This is a genomic window from Leifsonia shinshuensis (assembly GCF_022606355.1).
GTDB classification, from domain to species: domain Bacteria; phylum Actinomycetota; class Actinomycetes; order Actinomycetales; family Microbacteriaceae; genus Leifsonia; species Leifsonia shinshuensis_B.
The window spans coordinates 921068-947119 of the sequence record NZ_JAHHZQ010000001.1; the positions used below are offsets into that span (position 1 = coordinate 921068).

General features: G+C 70.2%; 26 protein-coding genes. 3 read left to right on the forward strand and 23 right to left on the reverse strand.

Going from position 1 to position 26052, the window contains the following annotated elements; genetic code table 11:
• Nucleotides 1-19: 19 nt before the first annotated feature.
• From KNO15_RS04380 to KNO15_RS04390, 3 genes are read right to left on the reverse strand one after another with little or no spacing between them, the layout of a single operon-like run.
• Entirely contained in the window at nucleotides 20-583 is a 564-nt protein-coding gene (locus KNO15_RS04380; RefSeq protein ID WP_241702214.1) for an HhH-GPD-type base excision DNA repair protein, read from the reverse strand.
• Between the two features lie 21 nt (nucleotides 584-604).
• On the reverse strand, nucleotides 605-820 hold the full coding sequence (locus tag KNO15_RS04385) for an SCO4848 family membrane protein (RefSeq protein WP_241702215.1): 216 nt from the start codon (nucleotides 818-820) through the stop codon (nucleotides 605-607).
• Complete coding sequence (locus tag KNO15_RS04390) at nucleotides 817-1719, reverse strand: LysR family transcriptional regulator (protein WP_241702216.1); 903 nt, start codon at nucleotides 1717-1719, stop codon at nucleotides 817-819. The genes KNO15_RS04385 and KNO15_RS04390 overlap by 4 nt, the downstream gene beginning before the upstream one ends.
• Before the next feature lie 15 nt (nucleotides 1720-1734).
• Between KNO15_RS04390 and KNO15_RS04395 the strand changes: the two genes are divergently transcribed.
• Nucleotides 1735-3042: an MFS transporter gene (locus KNO15_RS04395; RefSeq protein WP_441328146.1), complete on the forward strand. Its 1308-nt coding sequence runs from the start codon at nucleotides 1735-1737 to the stop codon at nucleotides 3040-3042.
• 105 nt (nucleotides 3043-3147) lie between these two features.
• On the opposite strand, the gene KNO15_RS04400 is transcribed toward KNO15_RS04395, so the two are convergent.
• The 6 genes from KNO15_RS04400 to KNO15_RS04425 form a co-directional block, all read right to left on the reverse strand.
• Nucleotides 3148-4026 (reverse strand): SseB family protein, encoded by an 879-nt coding sequence (locus KNO15_RS04400; protein WP_241702218.1) that lies wholly within the window; start codon nucleotides 4024-4026, stop codon nucleotides 3148-3150.
• A complete protein-coding gene (gene priA, locus KNO15_RS04405) occupies nucleotides 4010-4756 on the reverse strand; it encodes a bifunctional 1-(5-phosphoribosyl)-5-((5-phosphoribosylamino)methylideneamino)imidazole-4-carboxamide isomerase/phosphoribosylanthranilate isomerase PriA (protein WP_241702219.1) in 747 nt (248 codons plus the stop codon). The genes KNO15_RS04400 and priA overlap by 17 nt, the downstream gene beginning before the upstream one ends.
• A gap of 61 nt (nucleotides 4757-4817) precedes the next feature.
• On the reverse strand, nucleotides 4818-5450 hold the full coding sequence (gene hisH, locus KNO15_RS04410; protein ID WP_241702220.1) for an imidazole glycerol phosphate synthase subunit HisH: 633 nt from the start codon (nucleotides 5448-5450) through the stop codon (nucleotides 4818-4820).
• The gene (hisB, locus tag KNO15_RS04415; protein ID WP_208039636.1) at nucleotides 5447-6049 is read right to left on the reverse strand and encodes an imidazoleglycerol-phosphate dehydratase HisB; all 603 of its coding nucleotides are present in this window, start codon (nucleotides 6047-6049) and stop codon (nucleotides 5447-5449) included. Before hisB ends, hisH begins: the two co-directional genes overlap by 4 nt.
• Nucleotides 6046-7170 (reverse strand): histidinol-phosphate transaminase, encoded by a 1125-nt coding sequence (locus KNO15_RS04420; RefSeq protein ID WP_241702221.1) that lies wholly within the window; start codon nucleotides 7168-7170, stop codon nucleotides 6046-6048. Before KNO15_RS04420 ends, hisB begins: the two co-directional genes overlap by 4 nt.
• Before the next feature lie 59 nt (nucleotides 7171-7229).
• The gene (locus KNO15_RS04425; protein WP_241702222.1) at nucleotides 7230-7667 is read right to left on the reverse strand and encodes a LysM peptidoglycan-binding domain-containing protein; all 438 of its coding nucleotides are present in this window, start codon (nucleotides 7665-7667) and stop codon (nucleotides 7230-7232) included.
• Between the two features lie 235 nt (nucleotides 7668-7902).
• On the opposite strand from KNO15_RS04425, the gene lexA reads away from it, so the two are divergent.
• Complete coding sequence (gene lexA, locus KNO15_RS04430; RefSeq protein WP_241702223.1) at nucleotides 7903-8574, forward strand: transcriptional repressor LexA; 672 nt, start codon at nucleotides 7903-7905, stop codon at nucleotides 8572-8574.
• A 16-nt stretch (nucleotides 8575-8590) separates the two neighbouring features.
• Here the strand turns inward: lexA and KNO15_RS04435 are convergent, their stop codons facing one another.
• From KNO15_RS04435 to hflX, 4 genes are all read right to left on the reverse strand, one after another.
• Nucleotides 8591-8941 (reverse strand): metallopeptidase family protein, encoded by a 351-nt coding sequence (locus KNO15_RS04435; protein WP_241702224.1) that lies wholly within the window; start codon nucleotides 8939-8941, stop codon nucleotides 8591-8593.
• A 92-nt stretch (nucleotides 8942-9033) separates the two neighbouring features.
• Nucleotides 9034-11388 (reverse strand): 5-methyltetrahydropteroyltriglutamate--homocysteine S-methyltransferase, encoded by a 2355-nt coding sequence (gene metE, locus KNO15_RS04440; protein ID WP_241702225.1) that lies wholly within the window; start codon nucleotides 11386-11388, stop codon nucleotides 9034-9036.
• Complete coding sequence (locus KNO15_RS04445; protein ID WP_241702226.1) at nucleotides 11385-12365, reverse strand: methylenetetrahydrofolate reductase; 981 nt, start codon at nucleotides 12363-12365, stop codon at nucleotides 11385-11387. Before KNO15_RS04445 ends, metE begins: the two co-directional genes overlap by 4 nt.
• A 237-nt stretch (nucleotides 12366-12602) precedes the next feature.
• Nucleotides 12603-14126, reverse strand: a complete 1524-nt coding sequence (gene hflX / locus KNO15_RS04450) for a GTPase HflX (RefSeq protein ID WP_241702227.1) — start codon at nucleotides 14124-14126, stop codon at nucleotides 12603-12605.
• 86 nt (nucleotides 14127-14212) lie between these two features.
• On the opposite strand from hflX, the gene KNO15_RS04455 reads away from it, so the two are divergent.
• A complete protein-coding gene (locus tag KNO15_RS04455; protein ID WP_241702228.1) occupies nucleotides 14213-14827 on the forward strand; it encodes a class I SAM-dependent methyltransferase in 615 nt (204 codons plus the stop codon).
• Nucleotides 14828-14874: 47 nt separating this feature from the next.
• Here KNO15_RS04455 and dapF read toward each other — a convergent pair whose 3' ends face one another.
• The 10 genes from dapF to KNO15_RS04505 all read right to left on the reverse strand — a co-directional run bounded on the left by dapF (nucleotide 14875) and on the right by KNO15_RS04505 (nucleotide 25985).
• Complete coding sequence (gene dapF / locus KNO15_RS04460; protein WP_241702229.1) at nucleotides 14875-15753, reverse strand: diaminopimelate epimerase; 879 nt, start codon at nucleotides 15751-15753, stop codon at nucleotides 14875-14877.
• 2 nt (nucleotides 15754-15755) lie between these two features.
• Nucleotides 15756-16658, reverse strand: coding sequence for a tRNA (adenosine(37)-N6)-dimethylallyltransferase MiaA (miaA, locus tag KNO15_RS04465; RefSeq protein WP_241702683.1), 903 nt, complete (start codon nucleotides 16656-16658; stop codon nucleotides 15756-15758).
• Nucleotides 16659-16882: 224 nt separating this feature from the next.
• On the reverse strand, nucleotides 16883-18490 hold the full coding sequence (miaB, locus tag KNO15_RS04470; RefSeq protein WP_241702230.1) for a tRNA (N6-isopentenyl adenosine(37)-C2)-methylthiotransferase MiaB: 1608 nt from the start codon (nucleotides 18488-18490) through the stop codon (nucleotides 16883-16885).
• A gap of 543 nt (nucleotides 18491-19033) precedes the next feature.
• Complete coding sequence (locus KNO15_RS04475; RefSeq protein ID WP_241702231.1) at nucleotides 19034-19750, reverse strand: regulatory protein RecX; 717 nt, start codon at nucleotides 19748-19750, stop codon at nucleotides 19034-19036.
• A gap of 266 nt (nucleotides 19751-20016) precedes the next feature.
• On the reverse strand, nucleotides 20017-21090 hold the full coding sequence (gene recA, locus KNO15_RS04480; RefSeq protein ID WP_241702232.1) for a recombinase RecA: 1074 nt from the start codon (nucleotides 21088-21090) through the stop codon (nucleotides 20017-20019).
• A 178-nt stretch (nucleotides 21091-21268) separates the two neighbouring features.
• Nucleotides 21269-21493, reverse strand: coding sequence for a DUF3046 domain-containing protein (locus KNO15_RS04485; protein WP_241702233.1), 225 nt, complete (start codon nucleotides 21491-21493; stop codon nucleotides 21269-21271).
• Nucleotides 21494-21558: 65 nt separating this feature from the next.
• Nucleotides 21559-21870 carry a helix-turn-helix domain-containing protein gene (locus KNO15_RS04490; RefSeq protein ID WP_055915450.1) on the reverse strand — a complete coding sequence of 104 codons (312 nt, stop codon included), beginning with the start codon at nucleotides 21868-21870 and terminating at the stop codon, nucleotides 21559-21561.
• Between the two features lie 182 nt (nucleotides 21871-22052).
• Complete coding sequence (locus KNO15_RS04495; protein WP_241702234.1) at nucleotides 22053-22571, reverse strand: CinA family protein; 519 nt, start codon at nucleotides 22569-22571, stop codon at nucleotides 22053-22055.
• Nucleotides 22558-23181 carry a CDP-diacylglycerol--glycerol-3-phosphate 3-phosphatidyltransferase gene (pgsA, locus tag KNO15_RS04500; protein ID WP_241702235.1) on the reverse strand — a complete coding sequence of 208 codons (624 nt, stop codon included), beginning with the start codon at nucleotides 23179-23181 and terminating at the stop codon, nucleotides 22558-22560. The genes KNO15_RS04495 and pgsA overlap by 14 nt, the downstream gene beginning before the upstream one ends.
• Nucleotides 23182-23186: 5 nt before the next feature.
• The gene (locus KNO15_RS04505) at nucleotides 23187-25985 is read right to left on the reverse strand and encodes an FtsK/SpoIIIE family DNA translocase (RefSeq protein ID WP_241702236.1); all 2799 of its coding nucleotides are present in this window, start codon (nucleotides 25983-25985) and stop codon (nucleotides 23187-23189) included.
• Nucleotides 25986-26052: the final 67 nt, after the last annotated feature.

Below are 26052 nucleotides of genomic sequence, written 5' to 3' on the forward strand. Positions count from 1 at the left end.
CATCCGCCGCGCTCAGCCTTCACCCCTTGGCGGCCGCCTTCATCGCGCGCTTGTGCTCGCGCACGCGGGTGAGCGAGTCGGCGTCGACGATGTCGGCCACCGAGCGGTAGCCTTCCAGCCCGTAGTCGCCCGCGGCCTCCCGCCAGCCCGGGACGTCCAGACCCTTCTGCTTGCCGAGCAGGGCGAGGAAGATCTTCGCCTTCTGCTCGCCGAAGCCGGGCAGCGCCTTCAGCCGGCGCAGCACCTCGGCGCCGTCCGGGTCGCCCTGCGTCCAGATCGCTGCGGTGTCGCCGCCCCAGTCGGTCACGATCGCCGACGCCAGCGACTGCAGACGTCCGGCCATCGAGCCGGGGAACCGGTGCACGGACGGCGACTGCTTCATCACCTCGACCAGCCGGTCGGGGTCCAGCGAGGCGATGCCGGCCGGGTCGAGGGAGCCGAGCCGGTCGCGCAGCTTGGCGGGTCCGCTGAATGCGGTCTCCATCGCGATCTGCTGATCGAGCAGCATTCCGACGAGCAGCGCGAACGGGGACTGGTCGAGGAGGGCGTCCGTTTCCGCGTCGCCGGTGATCGAGAGGGCCATGTATTCATGCTCCCATCCGCGTCACGAGACGAGCAACAGCACACCGGCGACGGCCGACAGAGCGGCGAGCAGGAGGGCGACGCCCAGGAGGACCGCGTGCACCACGAGGAAGGGGGTCACCCGTCCTGCGGCGTCTCGTGCGCGGTCGTCGGCGCGCACCCGCGAGAAGAACCGCGGCCAGGCGACCACGTTGAACAGTGCGTTGAGGAACAGGACGATGGCGGCGAGAACGGTCATGATGCCTCCAGCGTAGGCGGAACCGCACGCCCGAACCGCTCGGCGATCAGGCCAACGAGAGCACGCGCCGCCGCGCCCGGCCGCGGATGCGCGATGACGCTGAGGCGCCACTGGATCGCCGGCGTGAGCGGCCGGGTCACCACGCCGGCCGTGGGGAGGACGGTGAGGGAGGGAAGGGCGGCCACGCCCAGGCCCGCGGCCACGAAGCGCGGGATCTCGCCCAGGTCGGACACCTCGGTCGCGACCTGCCTGGTCAGCCCCGCCGCCGTCAGCGCGCGGTCGAGGGTGACACGGTTGCCGAAGCCAGCGCGCGCGTCCACCCAGCGCTCCGCGGCGAGCGTCTCCAGGGCCACGGGTCCGCCGCCTTCGGCACGTGGATGGCCCTCCGGCAGCACGGCCACGAACGGCGTTTCCGCGAGCGGCAGCTCGAGCACGCCGGGCACTCTGTCGGGCAGGCCGAGGAACGCGACGTCGACCCGTCCCTGCCGGACGTCGTCGGCGAGACCCGTCGAACCGCTGGGTGACGGCCCGAGTCTCAGATCGACGCCCGGGTGCCGCCTCCGGAACTCGCCCATGATGCCGGGGAGGTCGATCGACGCCAGGTTGGTGAAGATCCCCACGCGTACGGCGCCACGCAACCCGCCCTCGCCGACCGCGAGGTCGCGGAGCCGCTCGATCGATTGGAGGCCGGTGCGCGCTTCGGCGAGCGCGGCCTCCCCGATGCCGGTGAGCCGGACCCCGTGGGCGTCGCGCTCGAACAGGCGGGCGCCGAGTTCCCGCTCGAGCGCGGCCACTCCTGCCGAGACCGTGGACTGGGCTGCGAACAGCCGAGCCGCGGCCCGGGTGAAGTTCTGCTCCTCGGCGACCGCGACGAAGTACTCCAATTGCCGGGTGTCCATCCGGTCATCGTAGCGTTGCGATCGGCTATTCCGATTGTCAACATCCGAATCATTCGTTGGACACGATCGCATGCCCGGGTCGATCATCGAGCTATGTCGATCGATGCTCCCGCCTCCAGCTCCGCCCGCACCCGCCCGACCTGGCGCCTCCGCCACGGCACAGGGTTCTGGGTGATCGCAGCGGCCTTCCTCGCGGTGATGGCGTTCTCGACCATCCCGACCCCGCTCTACGCGCTGTATCAGCAGCGCGACGGATTCCCGACCTGGGTGATCACGGTCGTCTTCGCCGCCTACGCCGTCGGCGTGATCGCCAGCCTGTTCCTGATCGGTCATCTCAGCGACTGGGCGGGCCGGCGCCGGATGGTCCTCGTCGCGATCCTTCTCGAGATCGTCGCCGCGGCCCTGTTCCTGGTCTGGAACGACGTCAGCGGCCTTCTCGTCGCACGGCTGATCTCCGGCGTCGGAGTCGGCGCGCTCACCGCGAGCGCGACCGCCCATCTGAGCGAGCTGAGGTCCGTCGCCCGTCCCGACGAGGGGCCGCGGCTGGCCGGGACGGTCTCGACGGTGGTCAACACCGGAGGTCTCGCGCTCGGTCCGCTGATCGGGGGCCTCTTCGCACAGTTCCTGCCCGCGCCGCTGCTGCTCCCGTACGCCGTCTTCCTGGTCGTGCTCGCCATCGCGGCCGTCTCGGTCGCCCTCGTGCCCGAGACCGTCGAACGCGCGGAGGAGCGGCCTCCCTACCGTCCGCAGCGAATCTCCCTCCCTGCGGCCTCTCGTGGCGCGTTCTCGGCCGCCGCGATCGCCGCCTTCGCCGGGTTCGCGGTGTTCGGTCTGTTCACATCGCTGGCACCGAGCGTGCTTTCCGGGACGTTCCACGTCGCGTCGCATCTGGTCGCCGGAGTCGTGCCGTTCTCGGTGTTCGCGGCCTCCGCCGTCTCGCAGATCGTGTTCGCGCCCGTCCGCACTCGGACGCAGCTGATCGTCGCGATCGCACTCGTGGCGCTGGGACTCGCCGGTCTGGCCGTCGGCGTGCTCGGCGGCTCGCTCGCCGCGTTCGTCACGGCGGGGGTGGTCGCGGGAGCGGGTGTCGGCCTGCTCTTCCGCGCCGCCATCCTGGTGGCCGGTTCGCTCGCGGCACCGGAGCGTCGGGGAGAGGTGCTCGCGGCGATCTTCCTCATCGCGTACGTCGGCCTCGCGCTGCCCGTGCTGCTCGTCGGCGTCGCGCTCATCCTGTGGCCGTTGGTGCCGGTGCTCGTCGGCTTCGTCGCGATCGTGGCGGCGCTGTCCGTCGTCGCCGGCCTCCGGATGCTCCGCACCGCCTAAGCCACGTGGCCTGAGGGGCGGGGCGCGAGCCCGAGGGGCACGTAGGCGCCCCTAAAACGCGCTTTTAGGGGCGCCTACGTGCCCCTCGGCAGCGCCGCACTGCGTTCAGGAGGCGGTGGCGAGCTGCACGCGCAGGGAGTCGACGCGTGTCGCGATGGCATCGTCGGCGGCCCAGCGCTGCGCGAGCCGCGACAGGATGCCGTTGAGCTCCTCAGCGGTCAGTCCGCTCGCCAGTGTCAGTCGCACGACGAGCTCCTCGGCGGCGAGCCGGCAGTCCGGATCCCCCGCCAGCAGCTCGATGTCGAGCACGCCCAGCTCAGAGCCGACGGAGGCGCGGAACGCGTCGGCCACCACGGGGTCGCGGTCGCTCGGCAGCCAGGGCCCTCCTTGGGCGAGCGCCCACACGGCGGGGCGGCGGAGAACGAACTCGGTCTCGGAGGTCGGGTCGAGCACGAGCAGCTCGGTCTCCTCCGACGCCGCGGCGAGCGCGGCGCGCGGGCCCGCCGCCGGAACCGGCCGCGCGGCGGGGTTCCACGCCTGCATCGCTGTGACCGACGAGAACACCGGCAGCACGCGGCGGCCGTCGGGCGCGGCGACAGTGACGATCGAAAGCTCCTGCGTCTTGTCGACGGCGAGGCCGGAGTCGCTCGTGCCCTCCTCCCCCAGCTCGGCGATCAGCGGGATCAGCACCCGCACGCCGCGGACAGCGTCCACCACCGCCTCCGGGCCCACCTCGCCCGCCCGGAACGCGGCGAGCGCGCCGAGCAGTGCGGGAGGCGCGGAGCCGTCGTCGTCGCCGAAGGGGTTGTCGTCGAACTCGCGGCCCTCCCACGGCTGACCGGCGGAGTCGCCCTGCGACGCGGTGAAGCCCGCCAGCGCTGCGGCGAACCCGCCCAGCCGCTCCGCGCCGGCCTCGGTCGGCTTCGGTCGCTGATCGGCTCCTCGATCGTCGGCGCCCTCCGGCGGCTCAGTCGCCGGCGACATCCAGCGCCTCGGGAAGCGTGAACGCGCCGGAGTAGAGCGCCTTGCCGACGATCGCACCCTCCAGGCCGAGCGGCACCAGCTCGCGCAGCGCCGCGATGTCGTCGAGGCTGGAGATGCCTCCGGAGGCCACGACCGGGCGCTCGGTGCGCTCCATGACCTCTCGGAGCAGGTCGAGGTTCGGGCCCTTGAGGGTGCCGTCCTTGGTCACGTCGGTCACGACGTAGCGTGCGCAGCCGGCCTCCTCGAGACGGCCGAGCACCTCCCACAGGTCGCCGCCGTCGCGCGTCCAGCCGCGCGCCGCGAGCGTCGTGCCGCGCACGTCCAGGCCGACCGCGATCGCCTCGCCGTACCGACCGATGACGTTGGCCGCCCACTCCGGGTTCTCGAGAGCCGCGGTGCCGAGGTTCACGCGGGTGGCGCCGATCTCCAGCGCCTGCTCGAGCGACTCGTCGTCGCGGATGCCGCCGGAGAGCTCGATGCGCACACCCTTGGTCTGTCGGATGACCTTCTTCAGGAGGTCGCGGTTGCTCCCGCGCCCGAAGGCCGCGTCGAGGTCGACCAGGTGGATCCACTCGGCTCCGGCATCCGCCCACTCGGCAGCCGCGTCGACGGGGTCGCCGTAGCTGGTCTCGCTGCCGGCCTCGCCCTGGGTCAGGCGCACCGCTTTGCCGTCCGCCACGTCCACGGCAGGCAGCAGGACGAGCTTGGGCGTGTTCGTGAATTCGCTCATGTCGATGTCTTTCTCGAGGGGGTCTTCGATCGGGTACGCGCGGCGGACGTGACAGGTCTCGCTAGAGCGAGCCGATCCAGTTGCGGAGCAACCGGAGCCCGGCGCCGCCGGACTTCTCAGGGTGGAACTGGGTCGCGCTGAGCGGGCCGTTCTCGACGGCAGCGACGAACCGCGAGCCGTGCTCTGCCCAGGTGACGCGCGGCTTCGGGAAGGGGCCGGTGGCCTCCAGGGTCCAGTCCTGTGCCGCATACGAGTGCACGAAGTAGAAGCGCTCGTCGCGGATCCCGTCGAACAGCACGGAGTCGCCCGGGGCATCGACCGTGTTCCAGCCCATGTGCGGCACCACGTCGGCCCGGATCCGGTCGACCGTGCCCGGCCATTCGCCGAGCCCCTCGCTCTCGATTCCGTGCTCGACCCCGCGCTCGAACAGCACCTGCATGCCGACGCAGATGCCGAGCACGGGTCGCCCTCCGGCGAGCCGGCGGTCGATAACCTCGTCGCCGTGCGAGCGGCGCAGCGCGTCCACCACGGCCGCGAAGGCGCCGACCCCCGGGACGAGGAGGCCGTCGGCCTCCTGCGCCCTGCGGCGGTTGCCGGTGAGCTCCACGTTCGCGCCGGCGGCCTCGAGGGCCTTGACCGCCGAGTGCACGTTGCCCGTGCCGTAGTCGAAGACGACGACGTCCGGTGCGCTCACAGCGCGCCCTTCGTCGAGGGGATGCCCGACACCAGCGGGTCGAACGCCTTCGCCTGCCGGAACGCGCGCGCGAACGCCTTGAACTCGGCCTCCGCGATGTGGTGCGGATCGCGGCCGCCCACGACGGTGACGTGCAGCGTGATGCCCGAGTTGAACGCGATGGCCTCGAACACGTGCCGCACCATCGACCCGGTGAAGTGCCCGCCGATCAGGTGGAACTCGAATCCGGCCGGCTCGCCGCCGTGAACCAGGTACGGACGGCCGGAGATGTCGACGACCGCCTGCACGAGCGCCTCGTCCAGCGGCACAAGGGCGTCGCCGTAACGCGAGATGCCCGACTTGTCGCCGAGCGCCTCCCGGATGGCCTGACCGAGCACGATGCCCACGTCTTCGACGGTGTGGTGCACGTCGATGTCGGTGTCGCCGCTCGCCCGCACCCGGAGATCGGTGAGGGAGTGCTTCGCGAACGCGGTGAGCAGGTGGTCGAAGAACGGCACCGACGTGTGGATGTCGGACGCGCCGGTGCCGTCGAGGTCGAGGCTCAGCTCGATGCTCGACTCGCTGGTGGCACGCTGGAGCTGGGCGGTCCGGTTCGTCATGACTGCGAGTTTACTGGGGCCGCGTCGGTGGTCAGGGCCGCGCCGGGCCGGCCCAGCGCACGGAGGGCTTCGAGGAAGGCCGTGGTCTCGATCTCGGTGCCCGCCGTCACCCGCAGGTGGTTCGGGATGCCGACGTCGCGGATGAGCACTCCACGCTCGAGCAGCGATTCGAAGACCGCGTGCGGATCGTCCACCCCGCCGAACAGCACGAAGTTGCTCCCGCTGCGGTGCGGCAGGTAGCCGAGCTCGGCGAGCTCGACCACCAGCCGGTCGCGCTGGGCGCGGATCTCGCCGACCATCGCCAGCATCTCGTCCGCGTGCGCGAGCGCGCCGAGGGCGGCAGCCTGGGTGATCGCGGACAGGTGGTACGGCAGGCGCACGAGGCGGAGGGCGTCGACGACCGCTGGGTCGGCGGCGAGGTACCCGACGCGCGCGCCGGCGAAGGCGAAGGCCTTGCTCATCGTGCGGGAGATCAGCAGGCGCGGACGTCCGGCGAGGAGCGTGAGCGCGGTCTGCTCGCCGTCCGGCAGGAACTCGGCGTAGGCCTCGTCGACGACCACGATGCCCGAGGCCGCGTCGTAGACCGCCTCGATCGTGGCCAGGTCGAGCGGAGTGCCGGTCGGGTTGTTGGGCGAGCAGAGGATGACGATGTCCGGGTCGTGCTCCCGCACAGCGGCGGCGGCGGTCTGCGGCGACAGCTCGAACTCGGCGTCGCGGGGTGCCGCGATCCAGGAGGTGCCGGTTCCGGAGGCCAGCAGCGGGTACATCGAGTAGGTCGGGGCGAACCCGAGAAGGCTGCGGCCGGGGCCTCCGAAAGCTTGCAGGATGTGCTGCAAGACCTCGTTCGACCCGTTCGCCGCCCAGATCTGCTCGGCCGCGAGCCCGTGACCGAGATACCCGGCGAACGCCTCCCGCAGCTCGGTGAACTCCCGATCGGGATAGCGGTTGACACCGGTGACGGCCACGGCCACCCGCGCCACGATGTCCGCCGCGACATCCTCTGGGACCGGATGCGTGTTCTCGTTCACGTTCAGCGCGACGGGCACGACCTTCTGAGGCGCACCGTACGGGGTGCGACCGCGCAGGTCGTCACGGATCGGGAGATCGGAGAGGGAAGTCACCCCTCAATGGTAGTCAGCGTGGTGCGCGGTGCTTCGCCGTGTGACGGGGGGCGGGCGGCTTATTTGTCGTACTGCGTCGGGATGGCGAGCTGCTGCCCCGGCGTGACGACCGCGGACTCCAGCCCGTTGAGCGAGACGAGGTCGGCGATGACGTCGCGCGGGTCGGCGTTGGGCGCCAGGCGCTCGGCGACCGACCAGAGCGAGTCGCCCGACTGCACCGTGACGTAGTGGAAGGTCACGTGCGTCTGTTCGCCGGTGGCCGCGGCGACTCCGCCGTTGAGGGCGAACACGAGCGCACCGATGACGACCGGGAGGGCGACGAGCGCCGTGAGGACGACGCGCCCGCGGCGCGTGAGGCGGAGCCGGACGCGCGGGGCGGCCGACGGCCGTGACTCTGCGCTCACGGATCCGGTGGCGAAGGATCCAGTCGCGAAGGATCCACTCGTGAAGGATCCAGTGCCGTTCATCGACGCGGTGCTCATGACTGCTGTGCTCATGATCGTGACCTCCTCGGGCTTCGTCGAAGCTCTGTTCAGAATATATCTTCGAATGTTCGAAATCGCAATCGACGATCCAGAGGGAATTCCCGCACGAATTTCGAGACACACTCGAACACATGTTTGTCGGGCCGCCGTATCGTGGATACAGTTTCGATTGTCTGGAGGAAAGACAACCAGGCACCACCGACATTCGGTTCCGACCGGGTGCGTGGACGGTCACGAAGGGACGAGCGTGTCGAACGAGAACCAGGCTCCGCGCACGCGGCGCCGCAAGAACCTCAGCGAGAAGCAGCTCGCCATCCTCGACGTGATCCAGCGGTCGGTGAGCCAGCGCGGCTACCCGCCGAGCATGCGCGAGATCGGCGACGCCGTCGGCCTCTCCTCGCTCTCGTCCGTCACCCACCAGCTGAACCAGCTCGAGCTGAGCGGCTACCTGCGGCGCGATCCCAACCGTCCGCGCGCCCTCGAGATCCTGATCGACCTGCCCGCCGGGCCCACCCCCGACTTCGAGAACCAGACGCCTGTCGGCGATGCGGCCATGGTCCCGCTGGTCGGCCGCATCGCCGCCGGCGTTCCGATCACGGCGGAGCAGCAGGTTGAGGAGGTCTTCCCGCTCCCCCGGCAGCTGGTGGGCAACGGCGAGCTCTTCATGCTCAAGGTCATCGGGGAGTCGATGATCGACGCCGCCATCTGCGACGGCGACTGGGTCGTGGTCCGCTCCCAGAACACCGCGGAGAACGGCGACATCGTCGCGGCCATGCTCGACGAGGAGGCCACGGTCAAGGTCTTCCGCCAGCGCGACGGCCACACCTGGCTGCTCCCCCGCAACTCCAACTTCGAGCCGATCCTCGGCGACTACTCCCAGATCCTCGGCAAGGTCGTCGCCGTCCTCCGCGCGGTCTGAGCCGCGCAGGCGCGCATCACGCCCAGCCCAGCTCCTGCAGTCGCGCGTCGTCGAGTCCGAAGTAGTGCCCGATCTCGTGCACGAGCGTGATGCGCACGCGTGCCCGCAACTGCTCGACGGTCTCGCAGCTCGCCTCGAGATTGTTGCGGAACAGCGTGATCCGGTCGGGCAGCTCCCCGAACCCGTAGACGCCCCTCCGGGTCAGCGGATGCCCGGTGTACAGGCCGTACAGCCGCGGACGCGCGCCGGGCGGCTGGTCGGCGATCAGGATCGCGACGTTCTCCAGCGGCCGCACCATGTCGTCCGGGAGCCCGTCGAACACGTCGTCCACCAACCGCTCGAACTCGTCGTCGGCAATGCGCACCATGCGCCCATCATCGCCGAACGCACGGAGGTCGCGCCGCCCCGTCCGCGCAGAGCGGAACGAGGCGACGCGACCTCCGTCGCGGACGACCCGGGTCAGGCTGAGACGCCGGCGCGCTCCCGCACGTCGCGCGTGGCGGCGAGGATGTTGCGGAGCGAGGCGACCGTCTCGTCGTAGCCGCGCGTCTTCAGCCCGCAGTCCGGGTTCACCCAGAGCTGGCGGCCGGGGATCGCGCTGAGCGCCGTCTCCAGCAGCTCCGTCACCTCGGCGACCGAGGGCACGCGCGGCGAGTGGATGTCGTAGACGCCCGGGCCGATGCCGTGCTCGAAGCCGGAGCGCTGGATGTCGTGCACGACCTCCATGCGGCTGCGCGCCGCCTCGATGCTCGTGACGTCGGCGTCGAGGTTGCGGATCGCGTCGATCACCACGCCGAACTCCGAGTAGCAGAGGTGGGTGTGGATCTGTGTCGCATCCGCGACGCCGGACGTCGCGAGGCGGAACGACCCGACCGACCACTCGAGGTAGTCGTGCTGGGCGGCGCGCTTGAGCGGCAGCAGCTCGCGCAGCGCCGGCTCGTCCACCTGCACGACGCGGATGCCCGCCGCCTCCAGGTCGGCGATCTCGTCGCGCAGGGCGAGCGCCACCTGGCGCGCGGTCTCGCCGAGCGGCTGGTCGTCGCGTACGAACGACCAGGCGAGGATCGTGACCGGGCCCGTGAGCATGCCCTTGACCGGCTTGTCGGTCAGGGTCTGCGTGTAGGTCGACCAGTCGACCGTGATCGGCTTCGGACGCGACACGTCTCCCCACAGGATCGACGGGCGCGTACAGCGCGACCCGTACGACTGCACCCAGCCGTTCTGGGTGACCGCGAACCCGTCGAGGTTCTCGGCGAAGTACTGCACCATGTCGTTGCGCTCCGGCTCGCCGTGGACGATGACGTCGAGGCCGATCTCCTCCTGGAGGTCGACGACGCGCTTGATCTCCGCCTGCATCCGGCCGAGGTAGTCGGCCTCGGTGATGAGGCCCTTCGCGAACTGCGCGCGGGAACGCCGGATGTCCGCGGTCTGCGGGAACGATCCGATGGTCGTCGTCGGCAGGAACGGCAGCTGCAGCGCGTCGTCCTGGGCAGCCAGGCGCGCCGCATAGTCGCCGCGCCGGAAGTCCGCGCGGGTCAGGGCGGCCTCACGCGCCCGCACGGCCTCCACCCGGACTCCAGGTGCTGCGGCACGGTCCGCGAGGGCCGCGCTGGCAGCACTCAGCTCGTCCTGGATCGCCTCGTGGCCGTCGACGATCCCGCGCGCCAGCACGGCGACCTGACCGACCTTCTGGTCGGCGAACGCCAGCCACGTCTTCAGGCGCGCGTCGAGCTCCGGCTCGTCGTCGACGTCGTGCGGCACGTGCAGCAGCGAGGTGGAGGTCGACACTGCGACGTCCGGGCTGAGTGACAGCAGTGCGGTCAGCTTTCCGAACGCGGCTTCCAGGTCGCCTCGCCAGATGTTGTGGCCGTCGACGACGCCGCCGACCAGGGTCTTGGTCGCCAGCGCGCTTCGCGTGGCCGCGTCGAGCTCGCTCGGGAGGTCGCCGCGCACCAGGTCGAGCGAGATCGCCTCGACGGGCGAGACCGCGAGCACCGGCAGGGCGTCGTCCAGGCTCCCGTAGGGCGCCGCGACGAAGATCGCCGGTCGTTCGCTCGCCGCGCCCAGGGCGGCGTAGGCCGCACGCGTGGCCTCGAGCACCTCGGTGCGCTCCTCGTCGATGCTCTCCGAGACGAGCGCAGGCTCGTCCAGCTGCACCCACGGCGCGCCCGCGGCGGCGAGGCGTGCGAGCAGGTCCGCGTAGACCGGCAGGAGGTCGGCGAGCCGGGACAGCGGGCGGAAGCCCTCCGGCGCCTCGTCGCTCGCCTTGCTCAGGAGCAGGAAAGTGACCGGTCCGACGAGAACGGGCCGGGTGACGAAGCCCGCGGCGCGCGCCTCCTCGAACTCGCGGACGATCCGGTCGGACGCCAGCCGGAACGCGGTCTCCGGGCCGATCTCGGGAACGAGGTAGTGGTAGTTCGAGTCGAACCACTTGGTCATCTCCAGCGGCGCCTTCTCGCCCTCGCCGCGCGCGATCGTGAAGTAGCCGGCCAGGTCGACCGCCCCGTCGTCGCCGACGAGGTCCGCGAAGCGCGAGGGGACGGCGCCCACCGTCACCGCGGCGTCGAGCACCTGGTCGTAGAAGCTGAAGCTCTCCGGGATCGCGGCGTCGTCGCGGCCGAGGCCCAGCGCCGCGAGACGCTCGCGGGTCGCCGCGCGCAGTCCTGCCGCGGTCGTCTCGAGCTCGTCGGCGGTGATGTCGCCCGCCCAGAAGGCCTCCACGGCCTTCTTGAGCTCGCGGCGACGGCCGATCCGGGGGTAGCCGATGACGGTGCCCACCGGGAAGGCGGAGCGTGAGGTGGTGGTGTCGGTCATGCGTTTTCGCTTTCCTTGGAGGTTGTGGCCGTGAGAGTGGATGCCGTGCTCGGCGCGGCAGGCAGCAGCCCGATCCTGTCGAGGACGGACAGCACGGCCGCGTGCTGGTTGAAGGTGTAGAGGTGGATGCCGGGAGCGCCGCCGTCCAGCAGCCGCTGCGCCAGCCGGGCCGTCCAGGCGATCCCGATCTCGCGCCGCCCCTCGTCGGTCGGCTCCACTTCGAGCTCGATGGCGAGGTCGCTCGGGAGGTCGTCCCCGCTCAGTTCGAGCATGCGGGCGAGCCGCGCGGGCGAGGTGACGGGCATGATGCCGGGCAGGATGGGGAAGGTCACGCCGGCCTCAGCCGCGCGCTGCGCGAACGACAGGTAGTCCTCTGCGTGGAAGAAGAGCTGGGTGATGCCGAGGTTCGCTCCGGCCGCCTGCTTCGCCAGGAGCGTGTCGATGTCCTGCGACGGCGAGCGTGACGACGGGTGCCCGTGCGGGAAGGCGCCCACGGCGATCTGGACGTGCTCCCGGTGGTCCAGCACGGCCCGCGCGTGCAGCCCGGGCACCGGCAGCTCGCCGTACGGCACGCGCTCGGCCTGCACCCGGTGGATGAGCTGCACCAGCTCGGCGGAGCTGTGGATGTCGCCCAGGCCGTCCTCCCCCGGCGCGAGGTCCGCGGGCGGATCGCCGCGCACTGCGAGGAACCGTCGGACGCCCGCGTCGAGGAACTCGCGGATCAGCCGGTTGGCCTCCTCGTGCGACGACCCGACGCAGGTCAGGTGCGCCATCGGGCTGACGTCGGTGTGCTCGAGGATGTAGCGCACCACCTCCAGCGACGATGCCCGCGACGAGCCACCGGCACCGAAGGTGACGGAGATGAAGTCGGGGCGCGACGCCGCCAGCAGGTCGATCGTCGTCGGCAGCGTGGCCGCAGCGCGTTCGGAGCGCGGCGGGTACAGCTCGAACGAGAACCGCGCGTCAGTACAGTCCATGGTTCCTCAGGTGTCGATCAGCTTCTCGGACACCCCGCGCCGGCCGACGGCGAACGCTGTCGGAGAGTACGGGGCGGGCGGGTGCCGGGCTCGGCTGTCGCACCACGTCGGCGGTCGCCCGCTTCGGTTGTGCAGTCACGCTAGCAATGCGGAAGGCCGGACGGAACCCCGCTGCGTCATCCAATGACACAGAGGGGTTCCGTCCGGCCTTCACGGCGCCGTGCGGGGTGTGCGACCCTACACGGCGAACGGCTCGAAAACCGCCTGGTACTCGGGCATGATCCGCGCACGGACGCGGGTCCCGTCCTCGACGTAATCGGTCGAGAGCACGCGCCCGCGCTCGTGGAGCGCCGAGATCAGGTCGCCGCGATCGTACGGCACGACCAGCTCGACCTCGACGGAAGGGTCGGGCAGCAACCGCGCGATCGCGGCGAGCACCTCGTCGATGCCCTCGCCCGTGCGCGCCGAGGCGAAGATCGCCCCGGGCTCCAGGCCGCGCAGCACCAGCCGGTCGTCGGCCGGGATGAGGTCGGCCTTGTTGAAGACGACGATCTCCGGGATCTCCCTGGCGCCGACCTCCCCGATAACGTCGCGCACCGTCGCCAGCTGCGAAGCCGGGTCGGGGTGCGAGCCGTCGACCACGTGCACGATGACGTCGGAGTCGGCGACCTCCTCGAGCGTGGAGCGGAACGCCTCGACCAGCTGGTGCGGCAGGTTGCGCACGAAGCCCACGGTGTCGGCGAGCGTGTACAGCCGGCCGTCGGCCGTGACACTGCGACGGACCGTCGCATCCAGGGTCGCGAACAGGGCGTTCTCGACGAGCACGCCCGCCTTCGTCACCCGGTTCAGGAGGCTGGACTTGCCCGCGTTCGTGTACCCGGCGATCGCCACCGACGGCACGGCGTTGCGGTTGCGGTTCGCCCGTTTCGCCTCGCGCGCGGGCTTGAACCCGGCGATCTGCTTGCGCAGCTTCGCCATGCGCGAGTGGATGCGGCGGCGGTCGAGCTCGATCTTCGTCTCACCCGGTCCACGCGATCCCATGCCGGCGCCGGCGCCGCCCACCTGGCCACCGGCCTGGCGGGACATCGACTCACCCCAACCGCGCAGGCGCGGGAGCAGGTATTCGAGCTGGGCGAGTTCGACCTGCGCCTTGCCCTCCCGGCTCTTCGCGTGCTGGCTGAAGATGTCGAGGATCACGGCCGTCCGGTCGATCACCTTGACCTTCACCACGTCTTCGAGTGCGCGCCGCTGGCTGGGCGCGAGCTCGGTGTCGGCGATGACGGTGTCGGCGCCGAGGGCGCGGACGACCCCGGCGAGCTCCTCGGCCTTTCCGCGGCCGAGATAGGTGCTGGGGTCCGGGTGCGGTCGCCGCTGCAGGAGGCCGTCGAGCACCGCGGCGCCCGCCGTCTCGGCCAGTGCCGCGAGTTCGCGCAGCGAGTTCTCGGCATCCTGGAGGGTGCCCTGCGAGTACACGCCGATCAGCACCACGTTCTCCAGGCGCAACTGCCGGTACTCGACCTCGGTGACATCCTCGAGTTCGGTGGAGAGCCCGGAGACGCGGCGCAGGGCGGCGCGCTCCTCGCGGTCGAACTGCTCGCCGTCGTGATTGCCACCATCGGCGGCATTCTCCTGGAGCGCCTGGGCGCCCCGGCCGAAGAGCGTCACCGACGCCTTGTTCTGCTCGGTCGCGAGCACCCGCGCGACGACGTCGTCGGTGGTCTGCTGCGTGGTCTGCTCTTCGATTTCTGTTCGTTCAGTCATACATGTCCCCTGATCCGGGTCGGGTCAACCCTAGCTCGTCGTGCTGGTGTGTTTGTCTGTCGGTCTGCGTCCTGTACGGTCCTCTTATGGCCAGCGGAGATCACTATTTTTCCCCGGCGCCCGAAAGTGAACTGAACCTGCGGCCGTTCACCGCGCGCCTGGTGGGGCAGACGTACGAATTGGTGACGGCGAACGGGATCTTCAGTCCCGAGCGCATCGACATGGGTACGCGAGTGCTCCTCGACCATGTCCCCGCTGCGCCGCCCGGAGGTCAGTTCCTCGACCTCGGCTGCGGCTGGGGGCCCCTGGCTCTCACACTTGCTCTCGAATCCCCTCATGCGACCGTCTGGGCGGTCGACGTCAACACCCGAGCTCTCGACGTGGTGCGCAGGAACGCGCAGAAGCTCGGTCTCACGAATATAAACCCTGTGACCCCTGATGATGTTCCCGACTCCGTGGAATTCACCACGATCTGGTCCAATCCGCCGATCCGCGTCGGCAAGAACGAGCTGCACGACATCCTGCAGCGGTGGCTGCCGCGACTGGAGCCCGGTTCGGACGCCTGGCTGGTCGTGCAGCGCAACCTCGGCAGCGACTCGCTGCAGCGCTGGATCCAGGCGACGATGCCCGAGCTGACGACGACGCGCCAGGCGATCTCCAAGGGCTACCGCGTGCTGCGGAGCCGACGACCCGCGGAGTAGGCGGAGTCGCGGAACCGGGCTGGGGGCGCTTCGCCGCCTGCCCGGATTCAGGCGAGGTCGAGGGTTCCTGTGTAGACGAGTTCGGCCGGGCCAGAGAGGGCGACGTGCTCGCCGTCCTCCGTCGGGAACATCCGCACACCGACCGTGCCGCCGGGGACCTCCACGCGCCACTGGTCCGGCGCACCTTCGCCCGCCCAGTACCGCACCGCCAGCGCGGCCGCCGCTGCGCCCGTGCCGCACGAGAGGGTCTCGCCGCTACCCCGCTCATGCACCCGCATCCGGATGCGGCCGATGCCGTCGCTCACGAGCGGCTCGCGCGGAACCACGAACTCGACGTTCGCGCCGTGCGGGGGCTCCGGCTCGATGTGCGGGATGTAGTTCAGGTCCGCCGCCTCCAGCTCGGACTCGTCGGCGACCGCGACGACGACGTGCGGGTTGCCGAGGTCGAGACCGATGCCGGGACGGGCGACCGGGAGCTCTTTGGCGCGCACCAGCGGCTCTCCACCGTCGAGAGCCCAGCGGCCGAGGTCGACCTGGAAGCCGGTGAGGTTGCGTTGCACGTCGCGGACGCCTGAGCGCGTGCCGATCGGGAGGGTGTCGCCGTCGGCGAGTTCGGCGAGCCCGGACTCGAGGAGGTAGCGCACGTAGACACGGATGCCGTTGCCGCACATCTCGGCGACGGACCCGTCGGCGTTGTAGTAGTCCATGAACCATTCGGCGCCGTCGTCTTCGGCGAGGGCTTCAGCGCCCTCGGGGAGGTGCGTCGACCGCACCGCCCGGATGACGCCGTCGGCGCCGATCCCGAAGTGCCGGTCGCAGATCGCGGCGATCTGCGACGCCGAGAGCGGCAGGCGCCCGTCCGGGTCGGAGTAGAGCACGAAGTCGTTGCCGGTCCCCTGACCCTTGGTGAATTGGAGCGTCGCCATCCTCACAGCCTATCGAGTGCGGAACGCGTGAGCTGCGGGTCGTCGTAGTCGAGCCAGTGCAGGTCGGCGTAGCGCTTGAACCAGCTCACCTGCCGCCGGGCATAGCGGCGGGTGAGCTGTTGGGTGGCGGCGATCGCCTCCGCCTGATTCATCTCGCCCTTCACCTCGGCGAGGGCCTGCGCGTAGCCGATCGCGCGGCGTGCGGTCACCCCGTGCTCGAGTCCGAGCGGGAGGAGCCTGCGCACCTCGTCGGTGAGCCCGTCGCGCCACATCCGTTCGACCCGCTCGTCCAACCGCCGGACGAGCTCGTCGCGCGGTGCGGCCAGGCCGAGGAGGACGGTGGGACGCCAGAACTGCGGAGTGTCCGGCAGCGAGCCGCTCACGGGGGCGCCGGTGAGCTCGGCGACCTCCAGAGCGCGCACGATGCGCCGGCCGTTCGCCGATCCGATACGCCGCGCCGCCTCCGGGTCGAGCTCGGCGAGGCGGCGGAAGAGCATCCCCGGCCCCTGCGCGACGAGCTCGGCCTCCAGCCGCGCCCTCAGCTCGGGGTCGGTGGCGGGGAACCGGAAGTCGTAGAGCACGCTCGACACGTACAGCCCGGAACCCCCCACGAGGATGGGCGTGGCCCCGCGGTCGAGGATGTCGCCGACGATCCGGCGCGCCTCGGGCTGGTAGCGCGCGACGGTGGCCTCGTCTGTCACCTCGAGGACGTCGAAGAGGTGGTGCGGCACGCCACGCCACTCGGAGGGCGGCAGCTTCGCGGTGCCGATGTCCATCCCCCGGTACAGCTGCATGGCGTCGGCGTTGACGATCTCGGCCGCGCCACCGCGACCACGGATGGCCTCCGCGATCGACAGCGACAGCTCGGTCTTGCCGGTGCCGGTCGCCCCGACGACGGCGATGATGCGCCGGCTGTCCCGTTCCGACTCGGACGCCGCGGGGCCGGTCGCTCCGAGGGGCCCGGAACGGGTCGCAGGGCCGTTGTCCGACCCGGCCGCCGCCGCTCCCGCCGGAAGGGGGCGATGAGGCCGGACGGCGGGTTCCGCGCCTGAACCTGACGTCGGCTCGGCGGCGAGACGGGTGGTGGTCGATCGGTCGGTGCCGGTCGCCGCGCGCGACGCGTCCGCGCTCAGCGCTGGCCGTCCGACGGGTCGTAGATCGGCATCGTGCCCACCCCCGGCGAGGTGAGGGGCTCGCGCACGCGCAGCGTCGGCAGGCCCAGCGAGACGGGACCCGCGCCCGAGGCGGCTGTTGCGCCATGGGTCGGAACCGCGCACGATTCCGCCTCCGCGCGGTCCCAGGCGTCGCCCGCCCGGGTGCGCCGGATCGACAGGGGCGCGCCGTCGGCGCTGTCGGCGATCAGGTAGTGCGGGGCCGCCTGCGTGACGCGGACGGTGACGACGTCGCCGGGGCGCGGGGTCTCCGAGCCGGCCGACAGTTCGAAGTGGACGAGCCGGCTGTCACGGGCACGCCCGCTCAGGCGGTGCGTGTCGGCATCCTTGCGGCCTTCACCGTTGGCGACGAGGAGCTCGACCTCGCGGCCGACGAGTCGCTCGTTCTCTTCGAGCGAGATGCGCTCCTGCAGTGCGATCAGGCGGTCGTAGCGGTCTTGCACGACCTCCTTCGGCACCTGGTCCTCCATCGTCGCGGCGGGCGTGCCGGGACGGATCGAGTACTGGAATGTGAAAGCCGACGCGAAGCGCGCCTGCTGGACGACCCGCATCGTCTCGAGGAAATCCTCCTCGGTCTCGCCGGGGAAGCCGACGATGATGTCGGTGCTGATCGCGGCGTCGGGCAGCTTGGCGCGCACCCGGTCGAGGATGCCGAGGAACTTCTCGGAACGGTAGGACCGGCGCATCGAGCGCAGGATCCGGTCGGACCCGGACTGCAGCGGCATGTGCAGCTGGGGCATGACGTTCGGGGTCTCGGCCATCGCGTCGATCACGTCGTCGGTGAAGGCGGCCGGGTGCGGGCTCGTGAAGCGGATGCGCTCCAGCCCCTCGATGCCGCCGGCCGCGCGCAGGAGCTTGCTGAAGGCCTGACGGTCGCCGAACTCCACACCGTAGGAGTTGACGTTCTGTCCGAGCAGCGTCACCTCGATCGCACCGTCGTCGACGAGGGCGCCGATCTCGGCCAGGATGTCGCCGGGCCTGCGGTCCTTCTCCTTGCCGCGCAGCGACGGGACGATGCAGAACGTGCAGGTGTTGTTGCAGCCCACCGAGATGGAGACCCATCCGGAGTAGGAGGAGTCGCGCTTGGTGGGGAGCGTGGACGGGAAGGTCTCGAGAGCTTCGAGGATCTCGATCTCGGCGGCGTCGTTGTGCCGCGCGCGTTCGAGGAGGCCGGGCAGGGAGCCCATGTTGTGCGTCCCGAACACCACGTCGACCCAGGGCGCCTTCTCGAGGATGACGTTCTTGTCCTTCTGTGCGAGACAGCCGCCGACGGCGATCTGCATGCCGGCGTGCCGGCGCTTGACCCCGGCGAGATGTCCGAGGTTGCCGTAGAGCTTGTTGTCGGCGTTCTCGCGCACAGCGCACGTGTTGATGACGACGACGTCGGCTTCCGCACCGTCGGCGGGAACGTAGCCGGCGGCCTCGAGGGAACCGCTCAGCCGCTCCGAGTCGTGCACGTTCATCTGGCAGCCGAAGGTGCGCACCTCGTACGTGCGCGCGCGCCCGTCCTCGGTCAACGCTGCCGGGGACGGCGAGAAGGTTCGGGGGTGCTCGACGGTGCTCATAATGCGTACGATTCTACGTTCGACCGGCAGCGGAATCGAACGGCGGCCCTGCGGCACTCGTGCGCGCCTTACCGATCCGCCCTGACCCGCGCGCTGCGTCGTCCCGCCGACCCCGGGAGCCGGACCCGGAGCCGGCCACGGCCTCCTTCAACGCGACCCGACCTGAAGCACACGGACCGCGCTCCAGCCGGGCCCGCTGTGGCGCGCCGACACAACACGCTCCGGATCTGTGGCCCGCACAGCACACCGGGCTACACGACCTCCGCAACACGATCGCACCACAACCGGACGTGCGACCGCCGCAGCGCACGCCGGACACACGGCCCCCGCAACATCACGCAGAAACCTCTCCCGACCCGCGATGATGGACGGCTGGCTCGCCAACACTGCTTCGCACAACGATCGCCGGACGTCCGCGACCGCCGCTTCCCACGCCCCGAGGACTCCCCCGCCCTCCAGGCCGCACTCACCCGAGCCTCAGTCCTCGGAACGAACCACACGAGCCGCACAGCCTCGAAACGCTTGCGACCTGCGGCTGCGATGCTACTGGAACCGGACTCCGCCACGGCGACCGCGCGTCGCGAAGGCGACGTCCATCGCCTGACGCACGATCGAGGATTCGTAGCCCTTGCGCGCGAGAAACCCGTGGAGCCGTCTGCGCGCCGTCTCGTCGTCGTAGGAGGACAGCTGCCCGATCCGCTTGACGGCCAGCTCGGTCGCCCGTTCGAGCTCGTCTTCGTCGGCGATGTCGGCCAACGCCTCCTCGATCAGCTCTGGCGCGATGTGCCGTCGCTTCAGGTCGAGCTCGATCGCCGAGCGGCCAACGCCCTTGCGGCTGTGCTGTGTGAACGCCAACGTCGCGGCGAGCGACGCGTCATCGATCACGCCCATCGCCTCGAGCCGGTCGAGTTCTGGTGCGAACACCTCTGGCACGATCTCGCGCTTGATCAACAGCTGCTCGAGCTCCCAACGCGACATGCCCCGCCGAGCGAGTTGGCGGATGGTGAGCGCTGTCGTCTTGCGGGTGAGTCGCTCGGTCTCCTCGTCCTCGGGGCCTGCGGCCTCGGGAGCGGCGGCCGCCGGCCTTCGACCCGGCTCCACCGCCCAGGTGTTGTTCCAGCGTTCGGTGGCGCCGGCCGCGTCCGTGTCGACGGCAGCACCAGCCGCGACTGCCCCGGGAAGCTCGACCACCGGACGCGCGACGGCGCGGCTCGGCTGCCGGCGCTCCGATGACGCCCCCGCGCGTCGCAGCGGCGTCACCGGAGCGAGACGCTCACTCGGACCGCCCTCGGGCTGCTCGACCTCGGGCGACCGCACCTCGGGCGACCGCGCGTCGGACGTCCGAACCTCAGGAGCCCGGACCTCTGGCGACCGGACCTCTGGCGACCGGACCCCGGGCGCCGGGGGCGTGTCGGCAGACTGCACCCCCGCACCCGAGTCAGCACCCGGGTGCGGATCGGAGGGAAACCTCACGACCATGACGTCGGCCTCCTCGACAGTGTCGGACGATCAGCGGCGATGACGGATCACGCGCCCTTGCGGGCCTGCAGTTTCTCCTCCAGCGAGTCGACGGTCGCTTCGGGGGTCGCCGCTGCGTTCGGATCGGCGATGACGCCCAGCTTGATCAGGATCTTGTTCTCGATCTCGGCTGCGATGTCGGGGTTCGCGATGAGGAAGTTGCGCGAATTCTCCTTGCCCTGCCCGAGCTGGTCGCCCTCATACGTGTACCAGGCCCCCGACTTCTTCACGAGGCCGTGCTCCACGCCGAAGTCGAGCAGGCTGCCCTCGCGGGAGATGCCGACGCCGTAGAGGATGTCGAACTCGGCCTGCTTGAAGGGCGGCGCCATCTTGTTCTTGACGACCTTGACACGGGTGCGGTTACCGACCGCGTCAGTACCGTCTTTCAGCGTCTCGATACGACGGATGTCGAGACGGACGGACGCGTAGAACTTGAGCGCCTTTCCGCCCGCTGTGGTCTCGGGGCTTCCGAAGAAGACGCCGATCTTCTCGCGCAGCTGGTTGATGAAGATCATCGTGGTGTTGGTGGAGCTCAGGGCACCGGTCAGCTTGCGGAGCGCCTGCGACATGAGGCGCGCCTGGAGCCCGACGTGCGAATCACCCATCTCGCCCTCGATCTCGGCTCGCGGCACGAGAGCCGCGACGGAGTCGATCACGACGAGGTCGATCGAGCCGGAGCGGACCAGCATGTCGGCGATCTCGAGCGCCTGCTCACCAGTGTCGGGCTGCGACACGAGGAGGGCGTCGATGTCGACGCCGAGCTTGCGGGCGTACTCCGGGTCGAGCGCGTGCTCGGCGTCGATGAACGCTGCGATGCCGCCGGCCCGCTGGGCGTTGGCGATGGCGTGGAGTGTCAGCGTGGTCTTTCCGGAGGACTCCGGACCATAGATCTCGACGATGCGGCCTCGCGGGAGCCCCCCGATGCCCAGCGCCACGTCGAGGGCGATCGACCCGGTGGGGACGACCTCGACAGGGGCGCGTTCGTCACTGCCCAGTCGCATGACCGAGCCCTTGCCGAACTGACGATCGATCTGGGCGAGTGCGGTTTCGAGAGCCTTCTCGCGGTCTGCGGGTGATGGCATTTCGGTTCTCCTTCGTGGGCTTCGCTACGAGTTCGACTGTATGGTCGACCGCCGACACTCCGGGCGTCGACCGTGGAATTCGTGGACAACTCGTTTTCGATTGCCGCTGTGAGGGAGTTTACTCAGATCCGAACATATCTTCGAGCGATTCGAATCGGCGTGTCGAAGCTCGGTCGAACTAGAGCTTCGGCGCCGGCTTGCCCGCGCCGTACCAGTGCGACTGCGGGACCCCGGTTTCCCGGCACAGCGCGATCCACACCTCGCGCGGCGGGATGCCGGCGCCGAGCGCCTCCTGGGCCGTGCGCCCACCCAGCTCGGCGAGGACGAGATCGGTCAGCAGCGCCTGCCCGTAGCCGGAGCCGAACTCGTCGACGACGGCGCGCTGGAACTCGCTGAGCTTCATGGATTCACCTTAAACGAGTGACGCCCCGCTTCGTGCGGGGCGCCCTCGGGAATGTCGTTGGATGGTCAGCGGGCGACGAGGTTCGCGTCGAGCGCGGACACGAAGTCGTCCGGGATGGTGTCGGGGATGACGGGCTCGAGCCCCTCGAGAACCGCGATGCGGTCTCCGACCTCGCGCATGATCACCGAGACCGGCGTCTCGAGGGCGTCGGCCACCGACGCGAGGATCTCGCTCGAGGCCTCTTTCTGGCCACGCTCGACCTCACTCAAATAACCGAGGGCGACACTCGCCTTGCTCGCGACCTGGCGCAGTGTGCGGCCCTTCTGCAGGCGGAAGTCCCTGAGCACGTCGCCGATTTCCTGACGTACAAGAATCATTTCGGAGCCTCCTTCTTCTACCCTGCCGACGAATCGAATGGATGCCAACTGTACAGCATCCATGTCAGTCACGATATCCACGACGACTGGGCTTTTGTTGTGAATGCAATCACCTGTAACGAGACTGCAACACGAGCTATTCCCCGGGCTCCGCGGGCGTGGACCCACCCCTCCGAAGGGGGTCAGCGGCCCGCGATCCCGAGCTCGACGGCGAGCTCGTGCACCGCCCGCGCGACGGTCTGGGCACGGATGGCCTGCCGATCGCCGGAGAGTCTCAGCTCGACCGCTCTGACCCCTGCCGCCGACGCGATCCCCACATAGACCGTCCCGACCGTGCGGCCTCCCTGAGGGTCGGGACCGGCGACCCCGGTCGTGGAGACGCCGACGTCCGCCGGGCGCCCATCGACCGCCAGACGCTCCCTGGCGCCCGCGGCGAGCTGGCGGGCGACCTCCGGGTGTACCGGTCCCTCCCGCTCGAGCAGATCGGCCTCCACCCCGAGCAGGGTGTGCTTGAGCGCCGTCGCGTAGACGATCGCACCGCCGACCACGACGGCCGACGCCCCGGGAACGCGCGTGAGCTCGGCGGTGAGGCCGCCGCCGGTGAGCGACTCGGCCGTGGCCAGCGTCAGGCCGCGTTCGGCCAGTGCGCGGACGACTCGGAAGGTGAGATCGGCCGCCGCGACGTCGTCAGGCCCCGGCACGCTTCGCCCGTCTGCCTCGATACGCCTGCCAGAGATAGTCGAACCCGGTCACCACCGTCAGGATCACGGCGGCGGTCATCAGGATGCCGTTCACCCAGAAGATCCAGTCGCCGAAGATCGTCCACAGCGGGAAGAGCGCGAAGGAGATCGCGACCGACTGGACGATGGTCTTGATCTTGCCGCCGCGCGACGCGGCGATCACACCCTGCCGGATGACGACGAAGCGGTAGACGGTGATCCCGATCTCGCGCACGAGGATCACGATGGTGACCCACCACGGCAGCTCGCCCAGGATCGACAAGGACACCAGGGCTCCCCCGGTGAGGACCTTGTCGGCGATCGGGTCGAGAAGCTTGCCGAGGTCGGTCACCAGGTTGTTGCGCCGGGCGATGGCGCCGTCCACGCCGTCGGTCGCGATGGCGATCACGAAGAGTACGGCGGCCGTCCAGCGCAGCGGACCGTCGGTGCCGCCGTCGGCGAGCAGCATCCAGATGAACACCGGCGCCAGGAGGATGCGCACCACGGTGATGAGGTTGGGCACGTTCCAGTTGCTCGCGCGGTTGGCGCTGCCGCCCGCCGCGGCAGGCGGGGGCGCGTCGGGTACCGACATCGCGGTCACTCCCTGCCGGTCAGCTGCCAGGCGTCCTCGTCCGAGTCGCCGTCCACCTCAGGATAGCCCTCGGTCATCTCCGCGACAGGGTCGGCTCCATAACGGTCGCCGTCGTCGTCCGCGCTGGGCGCCACCGCGGGGGCGGCTGCCGCCGCAGGAGCAGCGTTGGGCGCAGCGGGCCGCGCCGGCGCCTCCTCCCCCCGCAGCCGCGCGAGCACCTGCGGCAGCTGCTCGGCCGTGACGAGCACATCTCGAGCCTTGGAGCCCTCGGACGGACCGACGATCTCGCGCGACTCCAGCAGGTCCATCAGTCGACCCGCCTTGGCGAAACCGACGCGCAGCTTGCGCTGCAGCATCGACGTCGAACCGAACTGCGACGACACGACGAGCTCGGCGGCCGCCAGCAGGAGTTCGAGGTCGTCGCCGATGTCGGAGTCGATCTGCTTCTTCTCGGCGCCCGCGGTCACATCCTGCCGGTACTCCGGCCGCGCCTGCCGCGTCACGTGTTCGACGACCTTCTGGATCTCGTCCTCGTTGACCCAGGCGCCCTGCACGCGCAGCGCTTTGGAGGCGCCCATCGGCAGGAACAGCCCGTCGCCCTGGCCGATGAGCTTGTCCGCTCCCGGCTGGTCGAGGATGACGCGGGAGTCGGTGACGCTCGTCACGGCGAACGCCAGTCGCGACGGGACGTTGGCTTTGATGAGGCCGGTGACGACGTCGACCGACGGGCGCTGCGTGGCCAGCACCAGGTGGATGCCGGAGGCGCGGGCCAGCTGTGTGATGCGCACGATCGAGTCTTCGACGTCGCGCGGCGCGACCATCATCAGGTCGGCCAGCTCGTCGACGACGACGAGCAGGTACGGATACGGCTTGAGCTTGCGCTCGCTGCCCTCCGGAAGCACGATCTCGTTGTTGATGACCGCCTTGTTGAAATCGTCGATGTGACGGAAGCCGAAGCTCGCCAAGTCGTCATAACGCATGTCCATCTCTTTGACGACCCACTGAAGAGCCTCCGCGGCCTTCTTGGGACTCGTGATGATGGGCGTGATGAGATGCGGCACACCGCCGTAGATCGTGAGCTCGACGCGCTTCGGGTCGATCAGGACCATGCGCACCTCGGAGGGCTTCGCGCGCATCAGCAGGCTGGTGATCATCGAGTTGACGAAGCTGGACTTTCCCGAGCCGGTGGAGCCCGCCACCAGGAGGTGCGGCATCTTGGCCAGGTTGGCGACGACGAAGCCGCCGCCCACGTCTTTGCCGACGCCGATGGTCATCGGGTGGGTGCTCTTGGCCGCAGCCGGCGACCGGAGGATGTCGCCGAGGGAGACGATCTCACGGTCGCTGTTCGGGATCTCGACGCCGATCGCGCTCTTGCCCGGGATGGGCGAGAGGATCCGGACCTCGTTGCTGGCCACGGCGTACGAGAGGTTCTTGCTCAGCGCGGTGACGCGCTCCACCTTGACCCCCGGGCCGAGCTCGATCTCGTACTGGGTCACCGTCGGGCCGCGGGAGTAGCCGGTCACCTTGGCGTCGACGCCGAACTGCGTGAGCACCTCGGTGATCGCCGCGACGATCTCCTCATTGGCGCTGGAGCGGATCTTGGCCGGGGTGCCGGCGGCCAGCATCGACGCCGACGGGAGGTTGTACGGCGCGGCGGGCTGCGGGGTGGCGTCGACCGCGACGGTCTCGTCGAAGTCGTCGGCTCCCGCCTGGAAACCCGGCAGGACGGCGGGAGCGGTCGGGACGGCCGCGGCCGTGGGCGGCGCTTCGCCGGTGAACGCCTGCAGAGCCGTCTCCGCGTTCGCGAGTTCCCCCAGCACCTCGGTGTTGTAGTGGTCGCTCGCCGGGTCGGGCTCCAGCGCCGTGGCGAACTCGCCCTTGCCGCGCGCGGGCGCGCCGAAGACCTCGGTGAGGTCGGCCGGCGCCTCGTAGTCGGGGTCCTCCTCGCGCTGCGACTTGTTGCGTCGCCACCACGGCAGGTTCGTCTCGTGCGTGTCGTCTGCATCGTCGACCCCGTCGAGCTCGACCTGCTTGGTCTTCGCCTCCTTGGCGGCCTCCTTGGCCTCCTGCCGCTCCTCGTCGGTGGCCAGCTGGGCACCGAACAGATACGCGTAGAGCTCGCGGATGCGCGACGGAAGCTTGTTGGGCGGGGTCTTGGTGATGATGAAGAGACTGAGGAGGAGCAGCACGATGATCACGGCGCCCGCGCCGACCGGCGTGATCAACCACGACAACGGGGCGGCGATCAGCCAGCCCAGCACGCCGCCCGCCTGGGCCAGCGAGGCCATGCCATCGCTCGGCGAGGGGTGATGGCTGAACAGGTGGCAGAGCCCCGACACCATCAGGAGCAGCAGTCCCAGGCCGATGCCGATGCGCGTGTTGTCATGGACCGACGAGGGATGCCGGAACAGCCACGCGGCGAAGACCACCATGACCACCGGTAGCGCGAAAGAGACGCGTCCGAAGAGCATGCCGAAGGTGTACGCGTCGAGCATGCGCGCGATCTTGTCGTTGATCAGGAACCACTCGACCACGGCCCCGGCGATCGCCAGCAGGACGAGGAAGAAGGGGAAACCGTCGCGGCGCTCCTCTTTGGCGAGCTTCTCGGGTCCGAGGGCTCGGAAGAGTCCGCCGGTGAGGTGCGCCAACCCCATCCAGGCGCGCACGAGCGGGCTCTGCGGGTCGGCCGCGGCCGGGTAGGCGACCGTCTTCTGGGCAGCCGTCTTGGCGGCCGGCTTGCGCGCGCTCGAGCCGTCGCGCCCGGAGTTCCGGGAACGCGACGTCGACTTGGTGCTCGTAGCCATAGGCTCCACGGTACTTCTCACCCCCGGCATGGGGCCGTCGCACGCGCCTGAAATGGGGAAAATCGCG